At 71.1% G+C, this 26,984-nt stretch carries 22 protein-coding genes; 15 read left to right on the top strand and 7 right to left on the bottom strand.

Features of this window, described 5'->3' with window-relative positions:
• Nucleotides 1-24 precede the first annotated feature (24 nt).
• The 9 genes from mreC (at nucleotide 25) to AC07RM_RS08775 (ending at nucleotide 11,473) form a co-directional block, all read left to right on the top strand.
• Nucleotides 25-1,029: a rod shape-determining protein MreC gene (gene mreC / locus AC07RM_RS08815; protein ID WP_495334217.1), complete on the top strand. Its 1,005-nt coding sequence runs from the start codon at nucleotides 25-27 to the stop codon at nucleotides 1,027-1,029.
• A complete protein-coding gene (gene mreD, locus AC07RM_RS08810; RefSeq protein ID WP_093344091.1) occupies nucleotides 1,026-1,547 on the top strand; it encodes a rod shape-determining protein MreD in 522 nt (173 codons plus the stop codon). Before mreC ends, mreD begins: the two co-directional genes overlap by 4 nt.
• The gene (locus AC07RM_RS08805) at nucleotides 1,544-2,326 is read left to right on the top strand and encodes a hypothetical protein (protein ID WP_495334216.1); all 783 of its coding nucleotides are present in this window, start codon (nucleotides 1,544-1,546) and stop codon (nucleotides 2,324-2,326) included. Before mreD ends, AC07RM_RS08805 begins: the two co-directional genes overlap by 4 nt.
• Nucleotides 2,327-2,352: 26 nt before the next feature.
• Nucleotides 2,353-4,323: a penicillin-binding protein 2 gene (mrdA, locus tag AC07RM_RS08800; RefSeq protein WP_203203792.1), complete on the top strand. Its 1,971-nt coding sequence runs from the start codon at nucleotides 2,353-2,355 to the stop codon at nucleotides 4,321-4,323.
• A 233-nt stretch (nucleotides 4,324-4,556) separates the two neighbouring features.
• Nucleotides 4,557-5,579, top strand: coding sequence for a D-xylose ABC transporter substrate-binding protein (gene xylF / locus AC07RM_RS08795; RefSeq protein WP_495334215.1), 1,023 nt, complete (start codon nucleotides 4,557-4,559; stop codon nucleotides 5,577-5,579).
• Between the two features lie 135 nt (nucleotides 5,580-5,714).
• Nucleotides 5,715-6,905 carry a sugar ABC transporter permease gene (locus tag AC07RM_RS08790; protein ID WP_093344098.1) on the top strand — a complete coding sequence of 397 codons (1,191 nt, stop codon included), beginning with the start codon at nucleotides 5,715-5,717 and terminating at the stop codon, nucleotides 6,903-6,905.
• Nucleotides 6,906-6,907: 2 nt separating this feature from the next.
• Nucleotides 6,908-7,708, top strand: a complete 801-nt coding sequence (locus AC07RM_RS08785; protein ID WP_495334214.1) for an ATP-binding cassette domain-containing protein — start codon at nucleotides 6,908-6,910, stop codon at nucleotides 7,706-7,708.
• A 23-nt stretch (nucleotides 7,709-7,731) separates the two neighbouring features.
• On the top strand, nucleotides 7,732-8,907 hold the full coding sequence (locus AC07RM_RS08780) for an ROK family transcriptional regulator (RefSeq protein ID WP_093344100.1): 1,176 nt from the start codon (nucleotides 7,732-7,734) through the stop codon (nucleotides 8,905-8,907).
• Between the two features lie 166 nt (nucleotides 8,908-9,073).
• Nucleotides 9,074-11,473 carry a membrane-bound PQQ-dependent dehydrogenase, glucose/quinate/shikimate family gene (locus AC07RM_RS08775; protein ID WP_495334213.1) on the top strand — a complete coding sequence of 800 codons (2,400 nt, stop codon included), beginning with the start codon at nucleotides 9,074-9,076 and terminating at the stop codon, nucleotides 11,471-11,473.
• Here the strand turns inward: AC07RM_RS08775 and AC07RM_RS08770 are convergent.
• The 4 genes from AC07RM_RS08770 to AC07RM_RS08755 all read right to left on the bottom strand — a co-directional run bounded on the left by AC07RM_RS08770 (nucleotide 11,470) and on the right by AC07RM_RS08755 (nucleotide 15,246).
• Nucleotides 11,470-12,465, bottom strand: coding sequence for a Bug family tripartite tricarboxylate transporter substrate binding protein (locus tag AC07RM_RS08770; protein ID WP_398499964.1), 996 nt, complete (start codon nucleotides 12,463-12,465; stop codon nucleotides 11,470-11,472). The two genes, AC07RM_RS08775 and AC07RM_RS08770, sit on opposite strands and share 4 nt — an antisense overlap.
• A gap of 43 nt (nucleotides 12,466-12,508) precedes the next feature.
• A complete protein-coding gene (locus AC07RM_RS08765; RefSeq protein ID WP_093344104.1) occupies nucleotides 12,509-13,381 on the bottom strand; it encodes an isocitrate lyase/PEP mutase family protein in 873 nt (290 codons plus the stop codon).
• A gap of 81 nt (nucleotides 13,382-13,462) precedes the next feature.
• A complete protein-coding gene (locus tag AC07RM_RS08760) occupies nucleotides 13,463-13,978 on the bottom strand; it encodes a LeuD/DmdB family oxidoreductase small subunit (protein ID WP_261215390.1) in 516 nt (171 codons plus the stop codon).
• The gene (locus AC07RM_RS08755; protein WP_495334212.1) at nucleotides 13,975-15,246 is read right to left on the bottom strand and encodes a 3-isopropylmalate dehydratase large subunit; all 1,272 of its coding nucleotides are present in this window, start codon (nucleotides 15,244-15,246) and stop codon (nucleotides 13,975-13,977) included. The genes AC07RM_RS08760 and AC07RM_RS08755 overlap by 4 nt, the downstream gene beginning before the upstream one ends.
• A 123-nt stretch (nucleotides 15,247-15,369) precedes the next feature.
• Here AC07RM_RS08755 and AC07RM_RS08750 point away from each other — a divergent pair, with 123 nt between their 5' ends.
• On the top strand, nucleotides 15,370-16,218 hold the full coding sequence (locus AC07RM_RS08750) for an IclR family transcriptional regulator (protein WP_495334211.1): 849 nt from the start codon (nucleotides 15,370-15,372) through the stop codon (nucleotides 16,216-16,218).
• A 10-nt stretch (nucleotides 16,219-16,228) separates the two neighbouring features.
• On the opposite strand, the gene AC07RM_RS08745 is transcribed toward AC07RM_RS08750, so the two are convergent.
• Entirely contained in the window at nucleotides 16,229-17,491 is a 1,263-nt protein-coding gene (locus tag AC07RM_RS08745) for a helix-turn-helix domain-containing protein (protein WP_495334210.1), read from the bottom strand.
• A gap of 134 nt (nucleotides 17,492-17,625) precedes the next feature.
• Between AC07RM_RS08745 and AC07RM_RS08740 the strand changes: the two genes are divergently transcribed.
• A complete protein-coding gene (locus tag AC07RM_RS08740) occupies nucleotides 17,626-19,755 on the top strand; it encodes a PQQ-dependent dehydrogenase, methanol/ethanol family (RefSeq protein ID WP_495334209.1) in 2,130 nt (709 codons plus the stop codon).
• A gap of 91 nt (nucleotides 19,756-19,846) precedes the next feature.
• Here the strand turns inward: AC07RM_RS08740 and AC07RM_RS08735 are convergent, their stop codons facing one another.
• Nucleotides 19,847-20,824 (bottom strand): tripartite tricarboxylate transporter substrate-binding protein, encoded by a 978-nt coding sequence (locus tag AC07RM_RS08735; protein ID WP_093344113.1) that lies wholly within the window; start codon nucleotides 20,822-20,824, stop codon nucleotides 19,847-19,849.
• Nucleotides 20,825-21,087: 263 nt separating this feature from the next.
• Between AC07RM_RS08735 and AC07RM_RS08730 the strand changes: the two genes are divergently transcribed.
• From AC07RM_RS08730 to AC07RM_RS08720, 3 genes are all read left to right on the top strand, one after another.
• The gene (locus AC07RM_RS08730) at nucleotides 21,088-22,269 is read left to right on the top strand and encodes a M48 family metalloprotease (protein ID WP_093344114.1); all 1,182 of its coding nucleotides are present in this window, start codon (nucleotides 21,088-21,090) and stop codon (nucleotides 22,267-22,269) included.
• A gap of 118 nt (nucleotides 22,270-22,387) precedes the next feature.
• Nucleotides 22,388-23,854 carry an NAD-dependent succinate-semialdehyde dehydrogenase gene (locus AC07RM_RS08725; RefSeq protein WP_495334208.1) on the top strand — a complete coding sequence of 489 codons (1,467 nt, stop codon included), beginning with the start codon at nucleotides 22,388-22,390 and terminating at the stop codon, nucleotides 23,852-23,854.
• A gap of 125 nt (nucleotides 23,855-23,979) precedes the next feature.
• Nucleotides 23,980-24,558 (top strand): type 1 glutamine amidotransferase domain-containing protein, encoded by a 579-nt coding sequence (locus tag AC07RM_RS08720; RefSeq protein WP_296774690.1) that lies wholly within the window; start codon nucleotides 23,980-23,982, stop codon nucleotides 24,556-24,558.
• Nucleotides 24,559-24,567: 9 nt separating this feature from the next.
• On the opposite strand, the gene AC07RM_RS08715 is transcribed toward AC07RM_RS08720, so the two are convergent.
• Nucleotides 24,568-25,734, bottom strand: a complete 1,167-nt coding sequence (locus tag AC07RM_RS08715; protein ID WP_495334207.1) for a citrate synthase — start codon at nucleotides 25,732-25,734, stop codon at nucleotides 24,568-24,570.
• A gap of 83 nt (nucleotides 25,735-25,817) precedes the next feature.
• Here AC07RM_RS08715 and AC07RM_RS08710 point away from each other — a divergent pair, with 83 nt between their 5' ends.
• A complete protein-coding gene (locus tag AC07RM_RS08710; protein ID WP_209540502.1) occupies nucleotides 25,818-26,930 on the top strand; it encodes a citrate synthase/methylcitrate synthase in 1,113 nt (370 codons plus the stop codon).
• Nucleotides 26,931-26,984 lie beyond the last annotated feature (54 nt).

Below are 26,984 nucleotides of genomic sequence, written 5' to 3'. Positions count from 1 at the left end.
TGCCGCAGCACCCGACCTGATCCCATGCCCCTGGGCACGCTCGACCGCACCGCGCCACCCCTGTTCAACCAGGGGCCATCGGCGCTGAGCAAGCTGATCTTCTTCAGCACGCTCGCGCTTTTCCTGATGGTGGCGGACGCCCGCTTCCACATCGTGCAGCCGGTGCGCCAGGCCATCGCGGCCGTGCTCTACCCGGTGCAGTGGGTGGCGCTCAAGCCCGTGCAGTTCGTGGTGGGCGCCGGCGGCTACCTCGAGGACCTGCAGACCGCGCAGAAGAACGAGGCCGACGCGCGCAAGGCGCTGATGCTGCAGGCCGAGCGCGCGAGCCAGGCCGACACGCTGGCGCAGGACAACGCGCGGCTGCGCGCGCTGCTCGAGCTGCGCCAGCTGCAGCAGACGCCGGGCCGCGCGGCCGAGGTGCTGTACGACGCGGCCGACCCCTACACGCGCAAGATCGTCATCGACCAGGGCCTGGCCCAGGGCGTGGCGCCGGGTTCGCCGGTGATCGACGCGCAGGGCGTGCTCGGCCAGGTGACGGCGGTGCAGCCCTTCACGAGCGAGGTCACGCTGGTGATCGACCGCGACCTCTCCATTCCCGTGCAGAACACCCGCACCGGCGTGCGCAGCGTGGCCTTCGGCGATGCCTCGGCGCATGGCGGCGGGCTCGAGCTGCGCTTCATGGCCGCCAACGCCGACCTGCAGGAGGGCGACCTGCTGTCCACCAGCGGCGTCGACGGCATCTATCCCGCCGGCCTGCCGGTGGCGAAGATCGAGCGCATCGAGCGCCGCGCCGACTCGGCCTTCGCGCGCATCTACTGCGTGCCGCTCGCGCACGTGATGGCCGCGCGCTACGTGCTGGTGCTGCAGCCCACGGGCGCGCCCTCGGCACCGCCGCCGGCGGCCGCGGCCGCGCCGGCACCGCGCCCGAAGAAGGCAGAAGGCAAGGCCGGCGCGGCCGTCAAGGGCGCGGAGAAGGCGTCCGAGAAGAACGGCGCCGCCGCCAAGAAACCCGCGGAGGCCGCGCGATGATCAAGCGACCCGGCCAGCAGCAGCTGTTGCTGCCCGTCAGCCCCGTGTTCATGTGGGGCAGCCTGGTGGTGGCCCTGCTGATCAACATGGTCCCGATCGGCCGCGCCGCCTGGATGCCCGACCTGCTCGCGCTGGCGATCGTGTTCTGGGGCGTGCACCAGCCGATGCGCGTGGGTATCGGCGCCGCCTTCGTCTTCGGCCTGCTGATGGACGTGCACCAGGCCTCGATGCTCGGCCAGCATGCGCTGTCCTACACCACGCTGGGCTTCTTCGCGATCACCATCCACCGCCGCCTGCTCTGGTACCCGGTGCTGTCGCAGGCGCTGCAGGTGCTGCCGCTGTTCGCGCTGTCGCAGCTGATCGAGATCGTCACGCGCATCCTCGGCGGCGGGGTGTTCCCGGGCTGGTCGGTGCTGATCTCGCCGGCGGTCGAGGCCGCGCTGTGGCCGCTGGCCACCTTCGTGCTGCTGGCGCCGCAGCGACGCACGCCTGAGCCCGACGAAAACCGTCCCTTGTGAGCATGTCCGTCGCCGGGCCTTCCCTGCCGCCGTCCGTGCAGGCCTTCGTGGATGCCGCCCTCGTGGTCGGCGACCTCGGGCTGCCGCAGTGGTATCCCGAGCCGGGCGGCATCGAGGCCTTCCAGGTCGGCTACCGCTCGCACGGCCACACCGGCGAGGACCTGAGCGGCGAGGCGCCGGGCCAGTGGCATCCCGCCTGGCTCGCGGTGGCGGCCAACTACTTTCGCGATCCCTACTTCATCGACCTGCGCGAGGCCGACGCGGGCTATCCGGTCTGGTGGGCGCCGGCCTCGGCCGGCCGCTGGACGCCGTCGCCCGTGGCCGCGTCGATCGAGCGCTTCGGCGCGCTGCTGCAGGCGCTGGCGGCGCTGGGCGACGACCAGGGCGCGATGCTCGCGCGCATCGAGCGCGAGCCCGGCACCGAGGGCGCGCCCTGGCGCGAGATCCGCGCCAACCTCGCCGAGGCCATGGACGCGCCCGAAGAGGAAGAGGCGTCCGCGCCGGTCGACCCCGCGCACTGGACGCGCGGCGCGCTGGTGCTGCGCGACGCGGGCGCGCGCCGCGTCGAGGTCGCGCAATGCCTGGTGCGGCTGCTCGGCGTCGCGCCGGCACGCGCGCTCGCGCTGCTCAAGGCGCTGCCGCTGGAACTGTGCAGCGGTTTCCAAACTCATCTGGAAGCCGACCTGCGCAGCCTGCGCGCGCTCGGCGCCACGGTGGACTTCGTGCCCGCCGGCACCGGCGATACCGGGCCGGTTGCCTCGCCACCGCATGAAGCCTAAGCTCATCCATTGACCGTTCGCCGCCCATGACCGAAATCCGCAACGTCGCCGCCGACCTCGCGCGCTTCAAGCGCCGCGTGATCGTGATCGGCCTCACGGTGCTGTTCGCCTTCGGGCTGCTGTCGTCGCGGCTGATCTACCTGCAGGTCACGCGCCACGAGGACCTGGCCGAGCAGGCCGAGAGCAACCGCACGGCCGTGGTGCCGGTGGTGCCCAACCGCGGGCTGATCCTCGATCGCAACGGCATCATCCTGGCCTCCAACTACTCGGCCTACACGCTCGAGATCACGCCCTCGAAGGTGGGCGACGTGGAGCAGACCATCGACGACCTGACGCAGGTGGTCGAGGTCTCGCCGCGCGACCGGCGCCGCTTCAAGCGCCTGCGCGAGGACTCGCGCAGCTTCGACTCGATCCCGATCCGCACCCGCCTGAGCGACGAGGAGGTCGCGCGCTTCGCGGCCCAGCGCTACCGCTTTCCGGGGGTGGAGATCAAGGCGCGGCTGTTCCGCAACTATCCGCAGGGCGAGCTGGGCTCGCACGTGCTCGGCTACATCGGCCGCATCAACCAGCGCGAGAAGATCGCGATGGAGGACTGGGACGAGGAAGAGCAGGCCAACTACAAGGGCACCGACTACATCGGCAAGCTCGGCATCGAGCAGAGCTACGAGAAGACGCTGCACGGCCAGACCGGCGTCGAGCAGATGGAGACCTCGGCCGGCGGCCGCGCGGTGCGCCGGCTCGCGAGCCATCCGGCCACGCCGGGCAACACCGTCATGCTGTCGATCGACATCAAGCTGCAGAAGCTGGTCGAGGAGATGTACGGCGACCGGCGCGGCGCGCTGGTGGCGATCGATCCCAAGACCGGCGAGGTGCTGGCCTTCGTGAGCAAGCCCACCTTCGACCCCAACCTGTTCGTCGAGGGCATCGACACCGAGAGCTGGCAGGCGCTGACCGAGTCGATCGACAAGCCGCTGCTCAACCGCGCGCTGCGCGGCACCTACCCGCCCGGCTCCACCTACAAGCCCTTCATGGCGCTGGCCGCGCTGCAGACCGGCAAGCGCGGCGCCAGCGTGGTGGTCAACGACCCCGGCTACTTCAACTTCGGCGGCCACCGCTTCGGCAGCCCCGAGGGCAACTTGGGCGGCGTCGACATGCGCCGCTCGATCCAGCTGTCGAGCAACATCTACTACTACTCGCTGGCCAACGAGATGGGCGTGGACATGATCCACGACTTCATGAAGCCGCTGGGCTTCGGCCAGATCACCGGCATCGACCTCGGCGGCGAGGTGCGCGGCGTGCTGCCGAGCACCGAGTGGAAGCGCAACACCTACAAGCGGCCCGAGCAGAAGAAGTGGTACGCGGGCGAGACCATCTCGCTGGGCATCGGCCAGGGCTACAACACCTTCACCATGCTGCAGCTCGCGCAGGCCACCGCGATCGTGGCCAACGGCGGCATCAAGCACAAGCCGCACCTCGCGCTCGCCACGCGCGACACCGTCAGCGGCCAGGTGGTGCCGCTGCCGCAGCCGCCGGGCGTGAACCTGGGCCTCACGGCGGCCAACATCGCTGTCATCCGCGAGGGCCTGACCAGCGTGGTCACCAGCGGCACCGCGCGCAGCGTGTTCGCGGGCGCGGGCTACCAGGCGGCCGGCAAGACCGGCACGGCGCAGGCCGTGACGCAGGCGCAGAACACCAAGTACAACGCGCGCGCGCTCGAGGAGCACCAGCGCGACCACGCGCTGTTCATGGCCTTCGCGCCGGTCAACGATCCCAAGATCGCGCTCGCCGTGATCGTCGAGAACGCCGGCTGGGGCGCCGGCGCCGCCGCGCCGATCGCGCGCCGCGTGTTCGACTACTGGCTCTCGGACCAGTACCCGAGCGAGGCCGACATGGCGGCCGTGCGCATCGGCAAGGCCGGCGCGCCGATGGGCAAGCCGCGCGTGGCCAGCGAGGTCGCCTGGCCGGCCCCCGCGCCGGCGAACGCACCCGCGCCCTGAGCCGGGGCGCCTCCTTTTCCCCCGTCCGTCCGACCTGCTCGGGGAATTCCCCGATGCCCCCGCCGCGCCTGCGATGGGATAGTTAGTTCGCCAGCCAAACTAAGTAGCGCCAAGGTTCTCAATCGGGTCCGCGGCGAACAACAGGCGTGGCATGGGGCGGGTTCCGGCCTTCTCGCGCCGGTCCCGACGCACAGGCCGCCTGCACCGGGCGACTCAACACTGGAGAGACATCGATGCAACTGAAACACACCCTGGCCGCCATGGCTTTCGGTCTGACGGCCGTGGGCGCCATGGCCCAGACCGTGGTCGGCGTGAGCTGGTCCAACTTCCAGGAAGAACGCTGGAAGACCGACGAGGCCGCGATCAAGGCGCAGCTCGAGAAGCTCGGCGCCAAGTACATCAGTGCCGATGCGGGCGGCTCGCCCGAGAAGCAGCTCGGCGACATCGAGGGCCTGATGGCCAAGGGCGCGAAGGCGCTGATCGTGCTGGCGATGGACAAGGACGCGATCCTGCCCGCGGTGAACAAGGCCACGCGCCAGAAGGTGCCCGTGGTGGCCTACGACCGCCTGATCGAGGCGCCCGGCGTGTTCTACATCACCTTCGACAACGTCGAGGTCGGCCGCATGGAGGCGCGCGAGGTGCTCAAGGTCAAGCCCAAGGGCAACTACGTGATCATCAAGGGCTCGCCGAGCGACCCGAACGCCGACTTCCTGCGCGCGGGCCAGCAGGAAGTGCTGGCCGATGCCATCAAGAAGGGCGACATCAAGATCGTCGGCGACGAATACACCGAGGGCTGGAAACCCGAGGTGGCGCAGAAGAACATGGAGCAGATCCTCACCAAGAACGGCAACAAGGTCGATGCCGTGGTGGCCGCCAACGACGGCACGGCCGGCGGCGCGGTGGCCGCGCTCACGGCCAAGGGCCTGCGCGGCATCCCGGTGTCGGGCCAGGACGCCGACTTCGCGGCGCTCAACCGCATCGCGCTGGGCACGCAGACCGCCACCATCTTCAAGGACTCGCGCGAGCTCGGCCGCGAGGCCGCCAGCGCCGCGCTGGCGCTGTCGCAGGGCAAGCCGGTCGAGAAGGCCGGCACCTGGAACTCGGGCCCGAAGAAGGTCTCGCTGTCCTCGCGCCTGCTGACGCCGGTGCCGGTCACGCGCGACAACCTCGACGTGGTCGTCAAGGCCGGCTGGATCAAGAAGGACGAACTCTGCAAGGGCGTCTCGGGCGCGAACGCGCCGGCGGCCTGCAAGTAAGAACAGGGCAGGGGGACGCACCGCGCGGTGCGTCCCGCCGCGCCGCGCGCGATCCGCGGCAGGGCGCGGGCCTCGTCCCCGACGGGCCGGCATGACCGCCGCCGCCCATCCCGTTTTCTCCGAGGGAGTCCTCCAATGAGCAATCCAACCCCAGGCTGGTGGCGCCGCACCGGCATCGACCTGCGGCTCGTGCTGATGTGCGTGCTGCTGGCGGTGCTGGCGATCGCCTTCAACCTCATGTCGGGCGGCGTGTTCCTCACGCCCGAGAACCTCTACAACGTGGCCCAGCAGACGGCCGTGGTCGGCATCGTCTCGACCGTGATGGTGCTGATCATCGTGGCGCGCCACATCGACCTGTCGGTCGGCTCGGTGATGGGCTTCGTGGGCGTGCTGATCGCCTACCTGCAGTACACCTCGGGCTGGTCCTGGCCCACGGCCTGCCTCGCGGGGCTCGCGGTGGCGCTGCTGGTGGCCATCTACCAGGGCTGGCTCACGGCGGTGCTCGGCGTGCCCTCGTTCGTGGTCACGCTCGGCGGCCTGATGTCGTTCCGCGGCGCGGCCTTCCTGGTGGCCGACGGCAAGACCCAGCCGGTCAACGACGAGTTCTTCCAGCGCCTGGGCGGCGGCTACGACGGCGGCATCGGCGTCACGGCCAGCTGGGTGATCGCGGGGCTGGTGGCCGTGGTGCTGTTCGCGCGCATGGTGCAGAAGCGCCGCGCGCGCACGCGCCACGAGATGCCCAACGAGCCGCTGTGGATCGAGCTGCTGCTGACCGCGGTGCCGGCGGCCGTGGTGCTGCTGTTCGCGGCCGTGATGAACCACTACAAGATCGACTCGAAGGACGCGCCGCAGGGCATCCCGATCCCGGTGCTGATCTGGGCCGTGGTGGCGATCGTGCTGTCGTTCATCGTGCACCGCACGCGCTTCGGCCGCTACGTCTTCGCGATGGGCGGCAACCCCGATGCGGCGGCGCTGGTGGGCATTCCGGTCAAGCGCGTCACGCTGATGCTGTTCGCGCTGCTCGCGGTGCTGGTGACCATCGCGGCCATCGTCTCGATCGCGCGCCTGAACGCCGGCACCAACTCGCTGGGCACCGGCATGGAGCTCTACGTGATCGCCGCGGCCGTCATTGGCGGCACCGCGCTGGCCGGCGGCAGCGGCTCGATCTTCGGCTCGGTGCTGGGCGCGCTGATCATGCAGTCGCTCGACAGCGGCATGCTGCTGCTCGACGTGCCGATCGGCAAGCGCATGGTGATCATCGGCCAGGTGCTGATCGTGGCCGTGGTGTTCGACGTGCTCTATCGCCGCAAATTCGGGGAGAACTGAAGATGGCCGAGATCGACAAGACCCGGCCGCTGGTCGAGCTGCAGGAGATCCGCAAGGCCTTCGGCGGCGTGAAGGCGGTCGACGGCGTGAGCGTCAACCTCTATCCGGGCGAGGTGGTGGCGCTGCTGGGCCACAACGGCGCCGGCAAGTCCACGCTGATGAAGATGCTCGCGGGCGCCTACCCGATCGACTCGGGCGAGGTGCGCATCGCGGGCGACAAGGTCAACATCCGCACCCCGGCCGAGGCGCAGGCGCAGGGCATCGAGACCATCTACCAGACCCTGGCGCTGGCCGACAACCTCGACTCGGTGGCCAACCTGTTCCTGGGCCGCGAGAAGATGACGGCCTGGAACACGCTCGACGACCACTTCATGGAAGTGCAGGCGCGCAAGGTGTTCCAGCGCCTGAACAAGAACTTCACCAACATCCGCATCCCGGTGCGCCGCCTCTCGGGCGGCCAGCGCCAGGTGGTGGCGATCTCGCGCGCGCTGTACTTCAACGCGCGCATCCTGATCATGGACGAGCCCTGCGCCGCGCTCGGCCCCGAGGAGACCGCGATGGTCGGCCGGCTCGTGAAGCAGCTCAAGGACGACGGCGTGGGCATCTTCCTGATCACCCACGACATGCCCGACGTGTTCTCGCTGAGCGACCGGCTCGCGGTGATGAAGAACGGCAAGCTGGTCGGCACCTACCGCACCGCCGACGTCACCGAGGATGAGGTGCTCGGCATGATCATCGCGGGCAAGCGGCCCGAGGGCCGCGAGCAGGCGCCGCATGCGGCGACGGCGGTGGCCACGGCCTGAGGCTTTCCCACCCGGCCCCGCGCATGAAGACCATCGGCGACCAGCAACTGCTCAAGCGCATGAACCGCAGCGTGCTGCTGCGGCTCCTGCGCGCGCAGCCGGGGCTGTCGCGCGCGCGGCTCGCGAGCGAGAGCGGCCTCACCAAGTCGACCGTGAGCCTGCTGGTGCGCGAGCTGCTCGACGAGGGCTGGCTCAGCGAATCGGGCGCCGCGGTGGCCGACGGGCTCGGGCGGCCCTCGACCCCGCTGCAGATCAATGTCGGCGTGCGCGCGCTCATGGGCATCGAGATCGCGGTCGACACGGCGCGGCTGGCCTGCGTCTCGCTGCAGGGCGAGGTGCTGCATTCCGACGAGCAGGCGCTGGCCGACAGCGCGCCGGCCGGCACCTGCGCGCAGGTCGCGCGCATGGCCGCGGCCGCGCACCGCCGGCTGGCCGAGCGCGGGCTGCGGCTGTCGAGCATCGGCGTGTGCGTGCCGGGCGCGGTCGACGACTGCACCGGCGAGGTCCGCTTCGCGCCCAACCTCGGCTGGCGCAACGTGCGCCTGCTGCCGATGCTCGAGGACGCGTTGGCCGCGGCCGGCCTCACGGGCGTCACGGTGCAGCTGCAGAACGATGCCGATGCCGCCGCGCTCGGCGAGTACGAGTTCGCCGCGGGCGAGGGCGAGGACCCGCTGATCTTCGTCAACTGCGACGTCGGCGTGGGCGCGGGCGTGGTGCTCAACGACCGCCTGTTCACCGGCGCCCAGGGCATGGCCGGCGAGATCGGCCACACCATCCTCGAGCTCGACGGCCCGCCGTGCTCGTGCGGCCGGCGCGGCTGCGCCGAGGCCTTCTTCGGTGCCCGCGTGCTGGCGCGCGAGGGCGTGGACATGCAGCGCGCCGCCGCGCTGTTCGGCGTGCTGCTGCAGAACCTCTGGGTCACCTTCAATCCGCGCGCCATCGTGCTCGGCGGCAAGTCCTGCGCCGAGCACCGCGGCTTCGCGCAGGCCGCCTTCGCGAGCGTCAAGCACCATGCCGACGGCGCCGGCATGCCCGCGCCCGAGCTGCGCACCGCGCGCTACGACGCGCTCGCGCCCGCGGTGGGCGCGGCCGCGCTCGCGCTGCACGAGTACCTGCGGCCGCTGCAGCCCGATGCGCGGGCGCGGCGCGCGCGGGCGGCGCTGGCCCATGCGCGCGCGGGCCTGAGCGCGCGGGTCTGAGTTCGCGAGTACCTTCGTCCACGCCGCGCCCGCGCGCTGCATACCTTGGTCCCCGTGCGCGCGATCTGCCGCACCGCGCCGGGAGGCACATGCGCGAACCGCCTACGCCGGCGGGGCGCGCACGGGACTACGGTGCGCGCTTGCCCGCCGTTCCGGAGTCCCTGCCATGCCCTCGTCCACCCGTCCCCGCGCCAGCGCGCTGCTCCTCGTCCTCGCGCTGCTGATCGGACTGGCCGGCCTGGGGCTCGTCGTCGCGGGCGGCTGGCTGATCGCGCTCGGCGGCTCCTGGTACTACCTGCTCGCGGGCCTGGGCCTCGTCGCCACCGCGCTGCTGCTGCCGCGCGGCGGCGGGCGCGGCCTGATGGTCTATGCGCTGGTGGTCGCGTTCACGCTGGCCTGGGCGCTGTGGGAGGTGGGGCTCGCATGGTGGCCGATGGCCGCGCGCGGCGACCTGTTCTTCCTGCTCGGCCTGCTGCTGCTCACGCCCTGGGTCGCGCGTGCGCTCGCGCGGCGCGACGGTGCCGGCATCGTGGCGTCGCGCCGGGCGCTGAGCCTGGTGCTCGCGGCCTTCGCGGTGGCGGCCGTGCTGTCGTGGGTGCGCGGCGACGAGCGCCTCGAGGGCATCGCGCCGCAGGCCGATCCGCCCTTCACCGGCGAGGCGCTGCCGCCCGCCGGCGCCGACTGGACCGCCTACGGCGGCACCGCCATGGGCCAGCGCTATTCGACGCTGGGCCAGATCACGCCGGTCAACGTGTCGCAGCTCCAGGAGGCCTGGCACTACCGCACCGGCGACGTGCGCGGCCAGCCCGGCGATCCCGAGGAGACCACCTTCGAGGTCACGCCGCTGAAGGTCGGCGAGCGGCTGTTCCTCTGCACGCCGCACCAGTCGGTGGTGGCGCTCAACGCGACCACGGGCCAGGAGCTGTGGCGCCACACGCCGAAGATCGCGCCCTCGCTCGCGCTGCAGCATCTCACCTGCCGCGGCCTCTCGTACCAGCCGCCGCCGGCCGCGGCCCCGTCGCCCAACCTCTCGGCCGACGGCGCCTGCGCCGCCAAGCTGTTCATGCCCACGGCCGACGGCCGCGTGCTCGCGCTCGATCCCGAGAGCGGCAAGCCCTGCGCGCGCTTCGGCGGCGGCAGCGGCCAGATCGACCTGTGGAAGAACATGCCCAACGTGAAGCCGGGCTCGTACTACGCGACCTCGCCGGTGGTGGTCACGCGCTCGCTGATCGTGGTGGGCGGCACCGTGCTCGACAACGTCTCGACGCAGGAGACCTCGGGCGTGATCCGCGCCTTCGACATCGAGACCGGCGCGCTGGTGTGGAACTGGGACTCGGGCCGGCCCGAGGACACCGCGCCGATCGGCCCGGGTCGGACCTACTCCGTCAACTCGCCCAACAGCTGGTCGATCTCGAGCGTGGACGAGAAGCTCGGCATGGTCTACGTGCCCATGGGCAACCAGCCGCCCGACCAGTGGGGCGGCAAGCGCACCGAGGGGGCCGAGCGCTATGCGTCGTCGGTGGTCGCGCTCGACCTCGCGACCGGCCGCGTGCGCTGGCATTTCCAGACCGTGCACCACGACCTCTGGGACTACGACGTGCCCGCGCAGCCCAGCCTGGTCGACCTGCGCGTGGGCAGCGTGCGCGTGCCGGCGCTGGTGCAGCCGACCAAGCAGGGCGAGCTGTTCGTGCTCGACCGACGCACCGGCCAGCCCGTGGTGCCGGTGCGCGAGCAGGCCGCGCCGCAGGGCGCCGCGCAGGGCGACCGCACGGCGCCGACGCAGCCGGTGTCGGGCCTGTCCTTCGACCCGCCCGCGCTGCGGCCGGCCGACATGTGGGGCGCCACCGTGTTCGACCAGCTGGCCTGCCGCATCGCCTTCCACCGGCTGCGCTACGAGGGCCGCTTCACGCCGCCGTCGACGCAGGGCTCGCTGATCTATCCGGGCAACTTCGGCGTCTTCAACTGGGGCGGCGTGGCGGTCGATCCGCAGCGGCAGATCGCGTTCGCCACGCCGGCCTCGCTGGCCTTCGTCTCCACGCTGGTCCCGCGCGCCGACGACAGCACGCTCTACGTGCAGGGCGGCAAGCCGCCCGAGGGCAGCCTGCCCGCGCTCAACGAGAACTTCGGCGCGCCCTTCGCGGTGAAGCTCCATCCCTTCACCTCGGCGCTCGGCCTGCCGTGCCAGGCGCCGCCCTGGGGCCACGTGGCCGCCGCCGACTTGCGCAGCGGCCAAATCCTCTGGAAGCACAAGAACGGCACCGTGCGCGACAGCTCGCCGCTGCCGCTGCCCTTCGCGATGGGCGTGCCCAGCCTCGGCGGCCCGATCCTCACGGGCGGCGGCGTGGCCTTCCTCTCGGGCACGCTCGACTACTACCTGCGCGCCTACGACGTGAACAGCGGCAAGGAGCTCTGGCGCAGCCGCCTGCCCGCGGGCGGGCAGGCCACGCCGATGACCTACGAGGGCGGCGACGGCCGCCAGTACGTGGTGGTGGCCGCGGGCGGCCATGGCTCGCTGGGCACGCGCACGGGCGACCACGTGATCGCGTACGCGCTGCCCAAGCGTTAGTCCAGCTGCAGCCCCGCGTCCTGCGCCGCCTTCGGCAGGATCGCGAGCTCGCGCTTGAGCACCTCGGCGAAGGCCTCGGGCGTGTTGCCGGTCGCGGGCGCCACGCCGCCGAGGTCGTTGAGCCGCTTGCGGAAGGCCGGCTCGGCCGTGATCTTGGCGATCTTCTCGCCGAGCAGCTTGACCACCGCGGGCGGCGTCTTCGCGGGCGCGACCACGCCGAACCAGACGTCGAAGTCCACGCCGCCGGGCACGCCCTGCTCGGTCAGTGTCGGCACCTCGGGCCACAGCTCGGAGCGGCCGTTGCGCAGCTGGCCGATGGCCTTGAGCTTGCCCGACTGGATGAAGCTGCGCACGTCGCCCGTGCCCAGCAGGCCCCAGCTCACTTCGTTGGCCATCAGCGCCTGCACCAGCGGCGCGCCGCCCTTGTAGGGCACGTGCGTGAAGTTGCCGTCGGCGTTGGCGTTGAAGGCTTCCGACGCCAGGTGCGAGAGCCCGCCCGCGCCGGCCGAGCCGTAGGGCATGCCGCCCTTGCCGGCCTTCTTGCCCGCGGCCAGCAGCTCCTGCACGTTCTTGTACGGCGACTTTTCGGGCACCACCAGCAGCAGCGGCGCCAGCGACACGCGCGCGACCGGCACGAAGTCCGACGCCTGGAAGCCCGCCTTCTTGTAGATGACCGGGTTGATCGACAGCATGCCCGTGAGCGTCACCGCCAGCGTGTAGCCGTCGGGCGGGCTCTGCACCACGTTGACCATGGCGATGTTGCCGCCCGCGCCGGGCCGGTTGTCGACCAGCACGGTCTGGCCCAGCTCCTCCTGCAGGCGCGGGCCCAGCATGCGCGCGGCCACGTCGGTGGCGCCGCCCGGCGGGTAGGGAACGACCAGGCGGATCGGCTTGGTCGGATAGGCCGCGTCCTGCGCCAGGGCGGCGCCGCCCAGGCCCAGGGCCAGGGATCCCGCCGTGAGGACACGGCCGATGAGGGTGAGGGTACGCACGTGTGCTCCTGATTCTTCTGGTGGGAAAACGGGTGGTGCCGGCTCAGCGGACCTCGTAGTGCGCCTGCCGCTCCTCGAGCGCATGCCAGCCGATGATGTGCTTGAAGTCGGCCATCGAGGTCTGGGCGAAGGGCAGGTCGGCGAAATCGCCCGAGCGGCGGCGCGCCAGTTCGCGCAGGTTGGCCTGCACCGTGTGCACGGTGGTCAGCAGGCCCGCGATCGGATAGCTCGCGAAGGCCGCCACGCTCTCGATCTGCTCGCGCGTCAGCGCCGTCATCCAGGTGCCGGCCATCAGCATCAGCGACAGCCGGCGGCCGCAGGCCTCGCGCAGCTGCACCAGCTGCTCGTGGCGCTCGAAGGTGCGCGAGATCGGCTGGATCAGGTCGGCGCCGGCCTCGGCATAGCGCGCGGCGCGCTCGAGCGCCTCGCCCGGGTCCTGGGCATCGGTGCGCGCGACGATCAGCAGGTCGGGGTCGAGGCGCGCATCGAGCGCCGCCTTGATGCGCGCCACCGCGTCGTCGATGGACACCAGCGTGGAGGGCGCCGCCGCGGCCGGGCAGCGCTTGGGGCTGACCTGGTCCTCGAGCTGCAGCGCCGCGGCGCCGGCCTTCTCGAATTCGCGCACGGCCCGGCCCACGTTGAGCACGCTGCCGTAGCCCGTGTCGGCGTCGACGAAGATCGGCTTGCGCACCACGTTCGCCATGCGGTTCACGGTGGCGACGTTCTCGCTCAGCGTGTAGAGCTCCATGTCGGGCTGGCCCAGCAGCGCGGCCGAGACGCCGAAGCCGGTGCTGAAGATGCCGTCGAACTCGGACTGGTCGACCAGCAGGGCCGACAGCGCGTCCTGCGCGCCGCCGAACCAGAGCGTCGGGCCGTGGGTGATGCGCTGGCGCAGCGCCTGGCGGGATGAAGTCATCGTGTGTCTCCAGAAAAAGGGCGTGGCGACCCGACATGGGCGCTGCGCCATGAACTCACTGCAAGGAAAAAGAAGAAGGGCTCAGCTCGCGGGGACCACGCGGCGCTTCAGGTAGGGGATGAGTCCGCCCGCGTCGAGCATGCCGCGCTCGGATTCGGAGAAGGGCTGCAGCATCAAGGTCTGACCCGAGCGCAGGTTCCTCACTTCGTTGGTGTCCCAGTCGACCGTCAGTTCGTCGCCGCGCGCCGTGGCCGCGCGGATACCCGGGCAGCTCACGAGCGGAAAGCCCATGCTGGTCTCGCCGCGGAAGAAGCCCGGCGAGAAGGATTCGGCGATCACCGCCGCGATGCCCAGGTGCCGCATGGCGCGCATGGCCGGGTAGTGCGGATGGCCGTAGCCGAAGTTGTGGCCGCCGACCAGCAGGTCGCCCTTGTGCACGCCGGCCGCGAAGCCGGGCATGTAGTCGGCCATGGCCAGCGCGGCCAGTTCCTTCACGTCGGTGATCTTGATGTTGCGCACGCCGACGATCAGGTCGATGTCGTAGTCGTCTTCCTCGAAGACCCAGGCCGCGCGGCCGCGCAGGTTCTCGAGGCTCATGCGGAAACTCCTTCGCGCGCGGCCGCCAGGTAGGGCCGCGGGTCGGCGATGCGGCCCTCGAGCGCCGAGGCCGCGACCACCGCCGCGTTGCAGATGTAGATCTCCGAATCCACGCTGCCCATGCGCCCGGGCGTGTTGAGCGTGCCGGTGGACACGGCGCGCTGGCCGTCGCTCATGGTCGCGATGCGGCCGAAGCAGTAGTCGCAGCTCGGCGAGCTGATGAAGGCGCCGGCCTCGACCAGCACCTCGATCAGTCCCTCGCGCGCGGCCGCCGCCATGATGGCCTTGGAGGTCGGCACCACGTGCAGCTGGAAGCCCGGCTGGATGCGGCGCCCGCGCAGCACCTCGGCCGCGATGCGCAGGTCCTCGAGCCGGCCGCTGGCGCACGAGCCCAGGTAGCCGGTGTGCACCTCCACGCCGGTGTAGTCCTTGAGGTCGCGCGTGTTGGCGGGACTCGGCGGAATCACGACGATGGGCTCGAGCGCCGAGACGTCGATCGTCACCACGCTGTCGTAGGTCGCATCGGCATCGGGGTAGACCGGATCGAGCGCGATCTTCGAGCGGCCCTGCACATAGGCCAGCGTCTTCGCATCGGGCGCGATCAGCATCGTGGTCGCGCCCAGGAACATGGCCTGGCCGCAGAGCGTCTGGCGGCCTTCGATGCTCATGGCGTCGATCACCGGGCCGCAGAGTTCCACCACCTTGAAGCGGCAGGAGGCCGGGCCCATCACGCGCACCATGTGATGGAACACGTCGCGCGCCATCACGCCGGGCTGCAGCGTGCCCGTGAGCTCGACCTTCACGGTCGCGGGCACGGTCAGGGTCAGCGTCTCGGTCACGAAGGACTCGAGCACGCCCTTGCGCGCGCCGAAGGCGAAGGTGCCGAAGGCGCCGAGCTGGCTCACGTGGCCGTCGAAGTGCACGGCGAAGGCGCCCGGCGTGGCATAGCCGAGCTCGGCCGCGACCTGGTGGCCGATGCCCTCGCGCTCGTGCACCGGCACGCCCTGTTCCTTGCCCCAGGCGCGGGTGATCTTGTGCAGCTCCTCTTCCTTCGGCGCGGTGGCCGGCACCATATGGTCGATGAACAGCACGAAGCGCTTGGGGCTCGACACCTTCTCGATGCCGAAGTCCTCGCGCGTCTCCTTGAAGAACACGTCGGTGTAGCCCGGGAAGTCGTAGGCGATCACGAAATCGGGCCGCGCCGTGATCTCCTCGCCGGGCACCACGCGCGGCCTGCCGGCGGCGCGGGCCAGGATCTTCTCGGTCATCGTCTGGGGCATCTTGTTCGGCTTTCGACTTCCACGATGTGGCAGTCCTTGTATTTCGATCCACCGATTACAGTCGAGCCAACTTCCTCCCTATTGGGGAGCAACCCGAATTACTGCCGCATCGTGGAAACTAAACGCCGAACCACCGCCAAGACCGATTCGCCACCGACCGCCGGCGGCGCGCGCTCGGGTACGCAGAGCATCGAGCGCGTGGTGGGCATGCTGCGCGTGGTGGCTTCGCGCGGGCGGCGCGGCATGCGCATCGCCGACGTCGTGAACTTGAGCGGCCTGCCGATGTCGACCTGCTTTCGCATGCTGCAGCGGCTCGAGGTCGAGGGCCTGCTGGTGCGCGACCTGCTCACGCGCAAGTACCACCTGGGGCCGCTGCTGCACGAGCTCGGCATGCTGGCCCAGCCGCGCTACCACCTGAGCGAGCTCTGCGAGCCGGCGCTGCGCACCATCGCCGAACTCACGCAGGACACGGTCTACCTGAGCGAGCGGCGCGGCCCCGAATCGATCTGCACCAGCCGCGCGCTCGGTGCCTATCCGATCAAGGCGCTGACGCTCGACGTCGGCATCCGCCGGCCGATGGGCGTGGGCGCGGGCGGCCTCGCGATCCTCAGCGCGCTGCCCGAGGCCGAAGCCGAACTGATCGTGGCCTCCAACGAGGCACGCTATGCGAAGTTCGGCGCCGCCTTCGCGCCGGGCTTCCTGCGCGAGGCGATCGCGCAGACGCGCGCGCAGGGCCACTCCTTCCTCGACAGCGCGGCCACGCCGGGCGCGGCGGCCATCGGCGTCGCCTTTCCGCCCGACAACCCGATCGCGGCCGTGAGCGTGGCCGCGATCTCCAGCCGCATGGGACCGGCGCGGCGCGCCGAGGTGGCGAAGATCATCGAGCAGCAGGTGCGCGCGATCTGCGTGCTGCTCGAATCGCAGCCGGTGGAGGCGGGCTCGGGCCGCGAGGGCGAGTGAGGAGAACGAGCTAGGCGTCGCCCGGCTCGTCGCCCCCCTGTTCCCAACTGCGCAGCCGCCGGTACAGCGTGCCGCGCGACACGCGCAGCTGCCGCGCCGCCTGCGACACGTTGCCGCCGTGCGCGGCCAGCGTCTCCTCGATCAGCTTGCGGCTGTGCTCGCGCAGCGTGCCGGCCTGCGGCGCGGCCGGCGCATCGGCGGGCTGCAACACTGTTGCGTCGTCCTGCTGCATCTGCTGCACCGGCTCCTGCGCCGGCGCCGGCACCTCGACACGCTGCGGCAGCGCCACCGCATGCCGGAAGTCGATGCCGTTCGCGCCCTGCAGTTGCGCCTGCACCCACACGCCGAGCCCGCTGGCCAGCCGCAGCGGCTGCGCCGATTCGCGCCGGCCCAGCCGCAGCAGGCTCGCGAGGTCGTGGCCCAGCAGGCATTCGACGCCACGCTCGTCGGCATGCTCGGGCAGGTGGCCGATCAGCCGCGCGCCCGCGCCGTTGAGCCAGGCGATGGTGCCGTCGGCCGCGATGCCGGCCAGCCCCTCGAGCGGCGTGCCCAGCAGCGTGGGGCTGGCCTGGAAGCGCAGGATCAGGTGCTCGCGCGACTGCGCCTGCAGCAGGCGGTTCTCGATCGTGGTCGCATAGACCGCCACCATCGAGGCCGCGTCGAAGCCGAAGCGCTGCGCCTCCACCGTGAGGTCGAGCACGCCCGCGAGCCGGCCGTCGACGTCGCGGATCGGCGCCGCCGCGCACTGCATCTCGCGCAGCACGTCGAAGTAGTGCTCGGCGCCGTCGACCGTGCAGGCCAGCCCGGTGCTCGCGACGATGCCGGGCGCGGTGGTGCCCACCACGCGCTCGGAGATGTTCACGCCCACGCGCGCGGTCTTGCGCAGCACCGGCTGGTGCGCGGGCGCGGGCTCGTGCGTGACGTGCACCACCACGCCGTCGCGGTCGGTGAGGATCACGCGGCAGTCGGTGCCCGCGAGCGAGTGCTCCATGCTCGCGAGTTCCTGGCGCGCCACCTCGAGCAGCTCGCGGTTGCGCGCCAGCGTGGCATGCAGCCGGCTCGGCGTCACGGGATCGAAGGGCACGATGCGCTGGCGGTCGCTGTGGGTGCGGCTGCAGCGCATCCACGACTGCAGCACCGCCTCGCCGACGAGGCCCGAGGGCCGCACGCCTTCCTCGAAGAACTGCTGCCGCGCGAGCGCCACGCGCTGTGCCGGCGTGGTGGCGAAGAGTTGGCGCGGCGCGTTCGCCGTGCCCAGCCTGTCGAGGGTCATGTGCCATCGCCTCCTTGGGGGACCGGGGACCAGCATCGAATGTGTTCCGCAATGGAACAGCACCGGATCGGGGAAATCCCGAAGGTGAACGCATGCGCCGCTCGGACGATTCTCTGGGCACAAGGAGACCCACGATGACGAGAAGAAGGAATTCCTCCGGGCTGCCGGCGCTGGCCGCCGCATGTCTGTTCGCGGTCGCATCGATCGCCGCGGCGCAGGGCAGCGGGCCCTCGCCGCAGGACCGTGCCGCCGCGGCCGCCCAGCGTGTCGACGGCAGCTTCATCCGCGCCAACGCGGCGCAGAAGCAGACGCCCGACTGGCCCAGCATCGGCCTGGACTACGCCGAGACCCGCTTCAGCAAGCTCGACCAGGTGAACGCGGGCAACGTGAAGCAGCTCGGCCTGGTCTGGTCCTACGACCTGCAGTCCACGCGCGGCGTCGAGGCCACGCCGCTGGTGGTCGACGGCATCATGTACGTCACGGCCTCGTGGAGCGTGGTGCATGCGATCGACACGCGCACCGGCCAGAAGCTGTGGACCTTCGATCCCGAGGTCGATAAGTCCAAAGGCTTCAGGGGCTGCTGCGACGTGGTGAACCGAGGCGTTGCGTTGTATGAGGGCAAGGTCTACGTGGGCGCCTACGACGGCCGCCTGATCGCGCTCGATGCCGCCAGCGGCCGCAAGCTCTGGGAGAAGAACACCATCGAGGGCCAGAAGGGCAGCTACACCATCACCGGCGCGCCGCGCGTGTTCAAGGGCAAGGTGATCATCGGCAACGGCGGCGCCGAGTACGGCGTGCGCGGCTACATCACGGCCTACGACGCGGCCAGCGGCGAACAGAAGTGGCGCTGGTTCACCGTGCCCGGCGATCCGGCCAAGCCCTTCGAGAACGAGGCCATGGCGCGCGCCGCCAGGACCTGGGACCCCGACGGCAAGTACTGGGAGGCCGGCGGCGGCGGCACCGTGTGGGACTCGATGGCCTTCGACCCCGAGCTCAACCTGATGTACATCGGCACCGGCAACGGCTCGCCCTGGGCCCACAAGGCGCGCAGCCCCAAGGGCGGCGACAACCTCTACCTGGGCTCGGTGGTCGCGCTCAATCCCGACACCGGCAAGTACGTCTGGCACTACCAGGAGACGCCCGGCGACAACTGGGACTACACCTCCACGCAGCCGATGATCCTGGCCAACATCAAGGTCGACGGCAAGCAGCGCAAGGTGGTGCTGCATGCGCCGAAGAACGGCTTCTTCTTCGTCATCGACCGCACCAACGGCAAGTTCATCTCGGCGAAGAACTTCGTCGAGGTCAACTGGGCCACCGGCTTCGACAAGAACGGCCGCCCGATCGAGATCGCCGCCGCGCGCCAGAACGAGAAGCCCGGCGACAGCATCCCCGGCCCCTTCGGCGCGCACAACTGGCACCCGATGTCCTTCAATCCGCAGACCGGCCTGGCCTACCTGCCCGCGCAGCACGTGCCGCTGAACCTGATGGACGACAAGGACTGGAAGTTCGACCAGAACGCGCCGGGCCGCCCGCATGCGGCGCTGGGCTGGAACACCGGCAAGTTCGCCAACGTCGAGCCGCCCACCAGCAAGCCCTTCGGCCGCCTCGTGGCCTGGGATCCGGTCAAGCAGAAGGAGGCCTGGGGCGTGGACTACGCCTCGCCGTGGAACGGCGGCACCCTGACCACCGCGGGCAACCTGGTGTTCCAGGGCACGGCCGACGGCCGGCTCGTGGCCTACGACGCGCGCAACGGCGACAAGCTCTGGGAGACGCCCACCGGCACCGGCGTGGTCGCCGCGCCCGCCACCTACATGGTCGACGGCAAGCAGTACGTGTCGGTGGCCGTGGGCTGGGGCGGCGTGTACGGCCTCGCGCAGCGCGCCACCGAGCGCCAGGGCCCGGGCACCGTCTACACCTTCGCGGTCGGCGGCACCGCCAAGATGCCGGACTTCGTGCAGTACCGCATGAGCAAGCTGGTGCAGGGCGTGAAGTACGACCCGGCCAAGGTCCAGGCCGGCACCATGCTCTACGTCAGCAACTGCGTCTTCTGCCATGGCGTGCCGGGCGTGGACCGCGGCGGCAACATCCCGAACCTCGGCTACCTCGATTCCGCCTACATCGAGAACCTCGACAAGTTCGTGCTCAAGGGCCCGGCGATGGCGCGCGGCATGCCCGACTTCACGGGCAAGCTCTCGGCCGACGACATCGAGAGCATCAAGGCCTTCATCCAGGGCACGGCCGACGCGATCCGCCCCAAGTGAACCGGCCGGGCCGCGCTCGGCGGCCCATGAAAAAAGCCGCCGGGCCCGCGAGGGCCGGCGGCTTCGTCGTTGATGCGAGCGACGCGATCGATCAGTCGGCGTACACGCCCGCGGCCTTGATGATCGGGCTCCACTTGGCGATCTCGGCCTGCACGAACTTCTTGTGGCCATCGGGCTCGATGCGGCCGTCGACCGCCACCACGGCGCCCAGCGCTTCTTCCTTCTTCAGGAAGTCGGGGTCCTTGAGCGCGACCTTCAGCGCGTCGTTGAGCTTCTTCAGCACCGGTGCCGGCGTGCCCTTGGGCGCATAGAGGCCGTGCCAGATCGTGACCTGGAAGTCCTTCAGGCCCGACTCCTGCAGCGTGGGCAGGTCCTTGAGCAGCGGCACCGTCAGGCGCTTGGGCGTGGTCACGGCATAGGCCTTGACCTTCTTGCCCTCGATCTGCGGCGAGGTGTTGGTGGTCTGGTCGCACAGCAGGTCGATCTGGCCGCCGATCAGGTCGGTGATGGCCGGCGCCGTTCCCTTGTAGGGCACGGGCGTCATCTCGGTCTTCATCGCGCTCTGGTAGAGCAGGCCGCACAGGTGCGAGGCCGAGCCCACGCCCGCGTTGCCGAGGTTGATCTTGCCCTTGTTGGCGCCGATCCAGTCGGTCAGTTCCTTGTAGTTGTTGGCCGGCAGGCTGGGCTTGGCGATCAGCGTCATCGGCACGTCGTTGATGATGCCCAGGTACTCGAAGTCGCTCTCGACCTTGAACGGCACGTTGCGCACCAGCGTCGGGATGGTCGACATCGCGATGTGGTTGAGCAGCAGCGTGTAGCCGTCCGGTGCCGCGCGCGCCACCTTGGCCGCGCCGATCGAGCTGCCGGCGCCGGGCACGTTGTCGATCACCACGCTGGCACCGCCGAGCGGCTTGCGCAGCGCCTCGGCGAGGTCGCGCGCGACGCGGTCGGTGGGGCCGCCGGCGGCGAAGGGCACCACGATGCTGATGGGCTTGCCGCTCGGGTAGTCCTGGGCGTGGGCGCCGATGGCAACAGCGGCGATCGCCGTCAGGGCTAGCAGTTTTTTCATGGAGAGGACCCCCGGAAGAGGAAAAAGGAATGAAGGGAAATTGAAAGCGGGCGCGATCTTAAAGGCTGACCATGCCCTGACGAATCCCCACAAGCCCTAGTCCACATGGCAAGGCGGGCAGAGGCTCCTGCGGAAGGAGGGGCGCCACCGTTGCGCCGCGCGGCTCGGGCATGATGTTTCCCTGGGAGACGCGCCATGGGGGGCGCGCATACCGCAACGACGGTGCGGCCCGCCGGGCCGCGACAAAAGAAGGGAAAACACACATGGATCCTCTGGTCTATCCGCGCGAGCGCACGCTCGGCGCGATCACGCTCGTGCTCGGCCTGCTGGTCTGGCTGGCCCTGCTGGTGGGCACCTTCGGCATCCTGCTGCTCTACCTGCTGATGGGCTTCATCGGCTACTGCTTCGCGCACTCGGCGCTGATCGCCTGGATCAAGGGCACCGGCGTGAAGCTCTCGCCGACCCAACTGCCCGAACTCAACGCGCGCTTCGAGGCCTGCTGCGCCCGGCTCGGCATCGCCACGCCGCCCGAGGCCTACCTGCTGCACGGCGACGGCATGTTCAACGCCTTCGCCACCCGCTTCCTCGGGCGCGACTTCGTGATCCTGCTGTCGGACGTGGTCGACGCGATGGAGCCGCAGCCCGACGGCATCAACTTCTACATCGGCCACGAGCTCGGCCACATCCGGCGCAAGCACCTCACGGGCCACTTCTGGCGCGCGCCGGTGCTGTGGCTGCCGCTCCTGGGCGCGGCCTATGCGCGCGCCAAGGAATACACCTGCGACCTGCACGGCGCCGCCTGCTGCGAGCAGCTCGATTCCGCGCCGCGCGCGCTGCTCGCGCTGGCCGCCGGCGCGCACCAGTGGCGCAACGTCGACATGAATGCCTATGCGGCGCAGTCGCGCGCCAATGCCGGCTTCTGGGGCTCGTTCCACGAAGTGGTCGGCGGCTACCCCTGGCTCACCAAGCGCGTGGCGCGTGCCATCGACCCGGCCGCGCGGCTGCCCGAGCGCAATCCCGCGGCCTACCTGCTGGGCCTGTTCGTGCCCTACGCGGGCCGCGCTGGCGGCGGCGCGCTCGGCATCCTGGTGACGGTGGCCGTGATCGGCATCCTGGCCGCGGTGGCGCTGCCCGCCTACCAGGACTACCAGTCGCGCGCGGTGGTCGCGCAGGCCTGGGCCAACGGTGCGCCGGTGCGCCTCGCGCTCGCCGAGTACTACCGCGAGAAGGAGGAGATCCCCGAGAGCCTCGAGGCCGCGGGACTGCCCGAGACCCTGCCCGACGGCACCGCGCTGCGGCTCGACAGCGACACCATGGTGGTCGAGGTGCAGACCGCGCGCGGCACGCTGCTGATGGAGCCCGCGCCCTCGGGCAACGGCCTGCGCTGGACCTGCGGCGCGGGCGAGGGCCTGGCCGAGAAGGCGCTGCCCGCGAGCTGCAAGTAGGCGTCGCCAAACCCGAGCCGCACGCGCGGATTTGGCGCGCACGGCTTGCGGCCCGGGCCCGGGCGTGGTCCCCTCGTCGTTTCCCCTTTCAGCAACGACGACCCGGAGACCCTGCCCGATGCCCGCCCTTCGACTCAAAGACCCGACCCTGCTGCGCCAGCAGGCCTACGTTGCCGGCGCCTGGATCGATGCCGACGACGGCACCACCGTCGCCGTGACCAACCCCGCCAACGGCGAGACCATCGGCACCGTGCCGATGTGCGGCACGGCCGAGACCGAGCGCGCCATCGCGGCCGCCGAGAAGGCGCAGAAGAGCTGGGCCCGGCTGCCCGCCAAGGAGCGCTCGGCGATCCTGCGCAAGCTCAACGACCTGATGCTGGCCAACGTCGACGACCTCGCGCTGATCATGACCACCGAGCAGGGCAAGCCGCTGGCCGAGAGCCGCGGCGAGATCGCCTACGCCGCCTCGTTCATCGAGTGGTTCGCCGAGGAGGCGCGCCGCGTCTACGGCGACACCATTCCCGCGCCGCAGGCCGACCGCCGCATCCTCGCGCTCAAGCAGCCCGTGGGCGTGACGGCCGCGATCACGCCCTGGAACTTCCCGGCCGCGATGCTCACGCGCAAGGCCGGCCCGGCGCTGGCCGCGGGCTGCGCGATGGTGGTCAAGCCCGCCACGCAGACGCCGTATTCGGCGCTGGCCTTCGCCGAACTGGCCGAGCGCGCGGGCGTGCCCAAGGGCCTGCTGTCGGTGCTCACCGGTTCGGCCAGCAAGATCGGCGGCGAGATGACGCGCAGCCCGATCGTGCGCAAGCTCAGCTTCACCGGCTCCACCGAGGTCGGCCGCACGCTGATGAAGCAGTCGGCCGACACCATCAAGAAGCTCTCGCTCGAGCTCGGCGGCAACGCGCCCTTCATCGTGTTCGACGATGCCGACATCGACGCGGCCGTCGAGGGCGCGATGGTCTCGAAGTACCGCAACACCGGCCAGACCTGCGTCTGCGCCAACCGCCTCTACGTGCAGCGCGGCGTGCTCGAGGCCTTCACGCAGAAGCTGGTGGCCAAGGTCCAGGCGCTCAAGGTCGGCGACGGTACCGAGGCCGGCGTCAATCAGGGTCCGCTGATCGATGCCAAGGCGGTCGAGAAGATCGAGGAGCACGTGGCCGATGCCGTGGCCAAGGGCGGCCAGGTGCTGGCCGGCGGCAAGCGCCATGCGCTCGGCGGCCTGTTCTACGAACCCACCGTGATCGGCGGCGCCAGCGCCGACATGCTGTTCGCGCGCGAGGAGACCTTCGGCCCGCTGGCGCCGATCTTCGCCTTCGACACCGAGGAGGAGGCCGTCGCCGCGGCCAACGACACCGAGTTCGGCCTCGCCGCGTACTTCTACAGCCGCGACATCGGCCGGATCATGCGCGTGGCCGAGTCGTTGGAGTCGGGCATCGTCGGCGTCAACACCGGCCTGGTGTCGACCGCCGAGGCGCCGTTCGGCGGCGTCAAGCAGTCGGGGCTGGGGCGCGAGGGCTCGAAGTACGGGCTCGACGATTTCCTCGAGGTGAAGTACGTCTGTCTCGCCGGTCTCGACAAGTAAGCGGAGGTTGCCGGCCGTCGAACTGTCCGACAACGGCGGCCGGCGCCGGCCGATGCGGCATGCGTGGCACGGGCCTAGGGTGAAGTTTCATTGCCTCGAGAAACCCACCTAAGGAGTGATTCACCATGCCCACCATCACCACCTCTTCACTGGACGGAATGACGGTCGCGATCCTCGTCTCGGACGGCTTCGAGCAGGTCGAGATGACCGAGCCGCGCAAGGCGCTGGAGGCTGCGGGCGCGAAGACGCAGGTCGTCTCGCCGCTCGACGGCAGCGTGCGCGGCTGGAACCACCACGACCCGGCCGACACCTTCGAGGTCGACGTGCCGCTCAAGACCGCGAACCCCGACGACTTCGATGCGCTGCTGCTGCCCGGCGGCGTCGTCAATCCCGATGCCCTGCGCATCGACGAGAAGGCGGTCGCGTTCGTGCGCGCCTTCGTCGAAGCCGGCAAGCCGATCGCGGCGATCTGCCACGGACCTTGGACCCTGATCGATGCCGGCGGCGTGAAGGACCGGCGCATGACCTCGTGGCCCTCGCTGCGCGCCGACCTGCGCAACGCGGGCGCGCGCTGGAGCGACCAGGAGGTCGTGGTCGACCATGAGCTCGTGACCAGCCGCAAGCCCGACGACCTGCCGGCCTTCAACCGCGAGATGGTGCGCTTGTTCGAGCTGGCGCACGAGGCAGCGCTGCAGCACCACTGAGTCCGCGCTTCAGTCCTGCGCGACGGCCGGCCCCGTGTAGCGCGCCCGCGGCCGGATCAGGTGGCCCGTCGCCGCCTGCTCGAGCACATGCGCGGTCCAGCCCACGCTGCGCGCGAGCGCGAACAGCACCAGGGGCGCATCGGCCGGCAGCTTGTGCACGGCCGCGAGCGCGGCCAGCGCGAAGTCGATGTTGACGGGCTCGCCCACGAGGCGCTCGCCGGCCTCGCGCAGCGCCGCGAAGGCCGGTGGTAGTTTGAGCTCCTCGAGCAACGCGGCGCAGCGCACATCGCCGGCCGGATAGAGCGGATGGCCGAAGGCCGCGAGCGGCCGGTCGTGCGCGAGCCATTCGCGCGCGGCCGTGTCGGCGCTCGACTGCTCGGCTTGCCGCACCAGCGCCTGCACCGCGCGCGCCGCGCCGCCATGCAGCGGGCCGGTCAGCGTTGCAAGGCCGGTCAGCAGGCAGGCCGCGATCGAGGCGCCGGTGGAGGCCGTCACGCGCGCCGCGAAGGTCGAGGCATTGAGTTCGTGGTCGGCCAGCAGCACCAGCGCGCGGCGCAGTTGCGCAGCGGCGCGCGGCCGGCGCCAGGCCGCGGCGAGGCGCGCATGCAGCGGCTGCGTGGCGGCATTCGCGGGCACCTTGCCGATCAGCGCATCGGCCAGCGTACCCACCACATCGGCGGCCTCGGCGCGCAGGGCCTGCGGCGAGCGGCCGCGCGAGGGCGGGTCGACCGCCGCGCGCAGCGCGAGCGCGCGCAGGCCTGCCTGCAGCGGCGGCATGCCGTCGCGCGCGCCGGCCTGATCGGAAGACAGGCGCGGCGGCGCGCATTCCCACAGCAGGCCCGCGACGTCCTCGAGCGTGGCCTCGATCGACAGCGCGCAGGCGTCCTGCCCGCGGTACCAGAGCCGCCCGCCGGCCACGGTCGATACGGCCGAGGGCAGCACCGGTTCGCCCCACTGGATCGCCTCGCTCGCCACCGCCTCGCTGCTGCGCCGCCCCTGCGCGCGCGCCGCGAGCCGCTGCACGTCGTCGCGGTGGTAGAGGCTGCGCCGCGGGTCGGCGGCATCGGGCTTGGCGCGGATGCGGCCGCGGCTCACGCCGGCATAGAGCGTCTGGGGCCGCACCTGCATCAGGGCGAGCGCTTCGGCGGCGGGAAGCCAGGGCGAGGAGCGGGTCATGTTGATGAAATGGATCAAGATTGACGTCAATGTTAGCGGCGCCAGAATCGTCCGCATCGTGAACACGAATGGAGCATGAAACGATGAACGACGATGGACTCGAAGGCGTGGTGGCGGCGCACACCGTGCTGTCGGAGGTGGATGGCGCGGCGGGCCGGCTGGTGATCCGCGGCCACACGCTCGACGAGATCGCGCGCCGCTGGCAGTTCGAGGACGTGGCGGCCGCGCTGTTCGAGGGCTTCTTCGAACGCGCGCCCGATGCCGCCAGCCTGCGCGTCGCGCTGGGGCGCGCGCGGCGCGAAGCCTTCGAACGGCTGCAGCCCGGCGACGAGGCGCAGCTGCGCCGCCTGCCGGCGATCGAGGCGGTGCGCGCGCTGCTCGCGCGGCTGCCCGACGGCGACGACCTCGCGACCGCGCTGCGCCTGCTGGCCGGCCCGGCGGTCTACACCGGCGCGGTGATGCGCTGGCGGCTCGGCGTGCCGGCGCTCGCGCCCGACGAAGGCCTGGGGCACGCGGCCGACATGCTGCGCATGCTGCATGGCCGCGCACCCACGGCCGCGCAGGCGGCGGCGCTCGACACCTACCTCGTCACCGTCTGCGACCACGGCCTCAATGCCTCGACCTTCGCGGCGCGCGTGGTGGCGTCCACCGGCGCGGGCCTGGCCTCGGCGGTGCTCGCGGGCATCAGCGCGCTCAAGGGGCCGCTGCATGGCGGCGCGCCCGGGCCGGTGCTCGATGCGCTCGATGCCATCGGCAGCGCGGAGCGGGCGCGCGCCTGGCTCGAGGCGGCCGTGGCCGAGGGCCAGCGCCTGATGGGCTTCGGCCATCGCATCTACCGCGTGCGCGATCCGCGCGCCGATGCGCTCAAGGGCGCGCTGAAGCGGCTCAGCGCCGAGGGCGGGGTCGATGCCGCGCGCTTCGCGCTGGCCGAGGCCGCGGAGCAGGCCGCGCTCGCGATCCTGCGCGAGAAGAAGCCCGACCGGCCGCTCGAGACCAACGTCGAGTTCTACACGGCGCTGCTGCTCGAGGCGCTGGGCTTCGGCCGCGAGAGCTTCACCTGCGTGTTCGCGGCCGGTCGCACCGCGGGCTGGCTCGCGCATGCGCGCGAGCAGGTGAAGAAGGGGCGGCTGATCCGGCCGCAGTCGGTCTACGTGGGGCCCGAACCCGCCGCGCGGGAACCCGCACTCGCGCACTGAGCCTACACGGCGGTCCCGCCGTCCTCCGATACGCTCGTGTCGACTGCCATTTCC

It is taken from the genome of Variovorax sp. GW821-FHT09B05, assembly GCF_059418265.1.
Note: the sequence above shows the minus strand (reverse complement) of the source record. Positions and strands in the feature narration are given on the sequence as shown.

Bases quoted from the DNA above. Each gene is read 5' to 3' on its own strand.
- mreC (WP_495334217.1), top strand. From the start codon at position 25: ATGCCCCTGGGCACGCTCGACCGCACCGCGCCACCCCTGTTCAACCAG.
- mreD (WP_093344091.1), top strand. From the start codon at position 1,026: ATGATCAAGCGACCCGGCCAGCAGCAGCTGTTGCTGCCCGTCAGCCCC.
- mrdA (WP_203203792.1), top strand. From the start codon at position 2,353: ATGACCGAAATCCGCAACGTCGCCGCCGACCTCGCGCGCTTCAAGCGC.
- xylF (WP_495334215.1), top strand. From the start codon at position 4,557: ATGCAACTGAAACACACCCTGGCCGCCATGGCTTTCGGTCTGACGGCC.
- AC07RM_RS08790 (WP_093344098.1), top strand. From the start codon at position 5,715: ATGAGCAATCCAACCCCAGGCTGGTGGCGCCGCACCGGCATCGACCTG.
- AC07RM_RS08785 (WP_495334214.1), top strand. From the start codon at position 6,908: ATGGCCGAGATCGACAAGACCCGGCCGCTGGTCGAGCTGCAGGAGATC.
- AC07RM_RS08780 (WP_093344100.1), top strand. From the start codon at position 7,732: ATGAAGACCATCGGCGACCAGCAACTGCTCAAGCGCATGAACCGCAGC.
- AC07RM_RS08775 (WP_495334213.1), top strand. From the start codon at position 9,074: ATGCCCTCGTCCACCCGTCCCCGCGCCAGCGCGCTGCTCCTCGTCCTC.
- AC07RM_RS08765 (WP_093344104.1), bottom strand. From the start codon at position 13,381: ATGACTTCATCCCGCCAGGCGCTGCGCCAGCGCATCACCCACGGCCCG.
- AC07RM_RS08760 (WP_261215390.1), bottom strand. From the start codon at position 13,978: ATGAGCCTCGAGAACCTGCGCGGCCGCGCGGCCTGGGTCTTCGAGGAA.
- AC07RM_RS08755 (WP_495334212.1), bottom strand. From the start codon at position 15,246: ATGACCGAGAAGATCCTGGCCCGCGCCGCCGGCAGGCCGCGCGTGGTG.
- AC07RM_RS08745 (WP_495334210.1), bottom strand. From the start codon at position 17,491: ATGACCCTCGACAGGCTGGGCACGGCGAACGCGCCGCGCCAACTCTTC.
- AC07RM_RS08740 (WP_495334209.1), top strand. From the start codon at position 17,626: ATGACGAGAAGAAGGAATTCCTCCGGGCTGCCGGCGCTGGCCGCCGCA.
- AC07RM_RS08735 (WP_093344113.1), bottom strand. From the start codon at position 20,824: ATGAAAAAACTGCTAGCCCTGACGGCGATCGCCGCTGTTGCCATCGGC.
- AC07RM_RS08730 (WP_093344114.1), top strand. From the start codon at position 21,088: ATGGATCCTCTGGTCTATCCGCGCGAGCGCACGCTCGGCGCGATCACG.
- AC07RM_RS08725 (WP_495334208.1), top strand. From the start codon at position 22,388: ATGCCCGCCCTTCGACTCAAAGACCCGACCCTGCTGCGCCAGCAGGCC.
- AC07RM_RS08720 (WP_296774690.1), top strand. From the start codon at position 23,980: ATGCCCACCATCACCACCTCTTCACTGGACGGAATGACGGTCGCGATC.
- AC07RM_RS08715 (WP_495334207.1), bottom strand. From the start codon at position 25,734: ATGACCCGCTCCTCGCCCTGGCTTCCCGCCGCCGAAGCGCTCGCCCTG.
- AC07RM_RS08710 (WP_209540502.1), top strand. From the start codon at position 25,818: ATGAACGACGATGGACTCGAAGGCGTGGTGGCGGCGCACACCGTGCTG.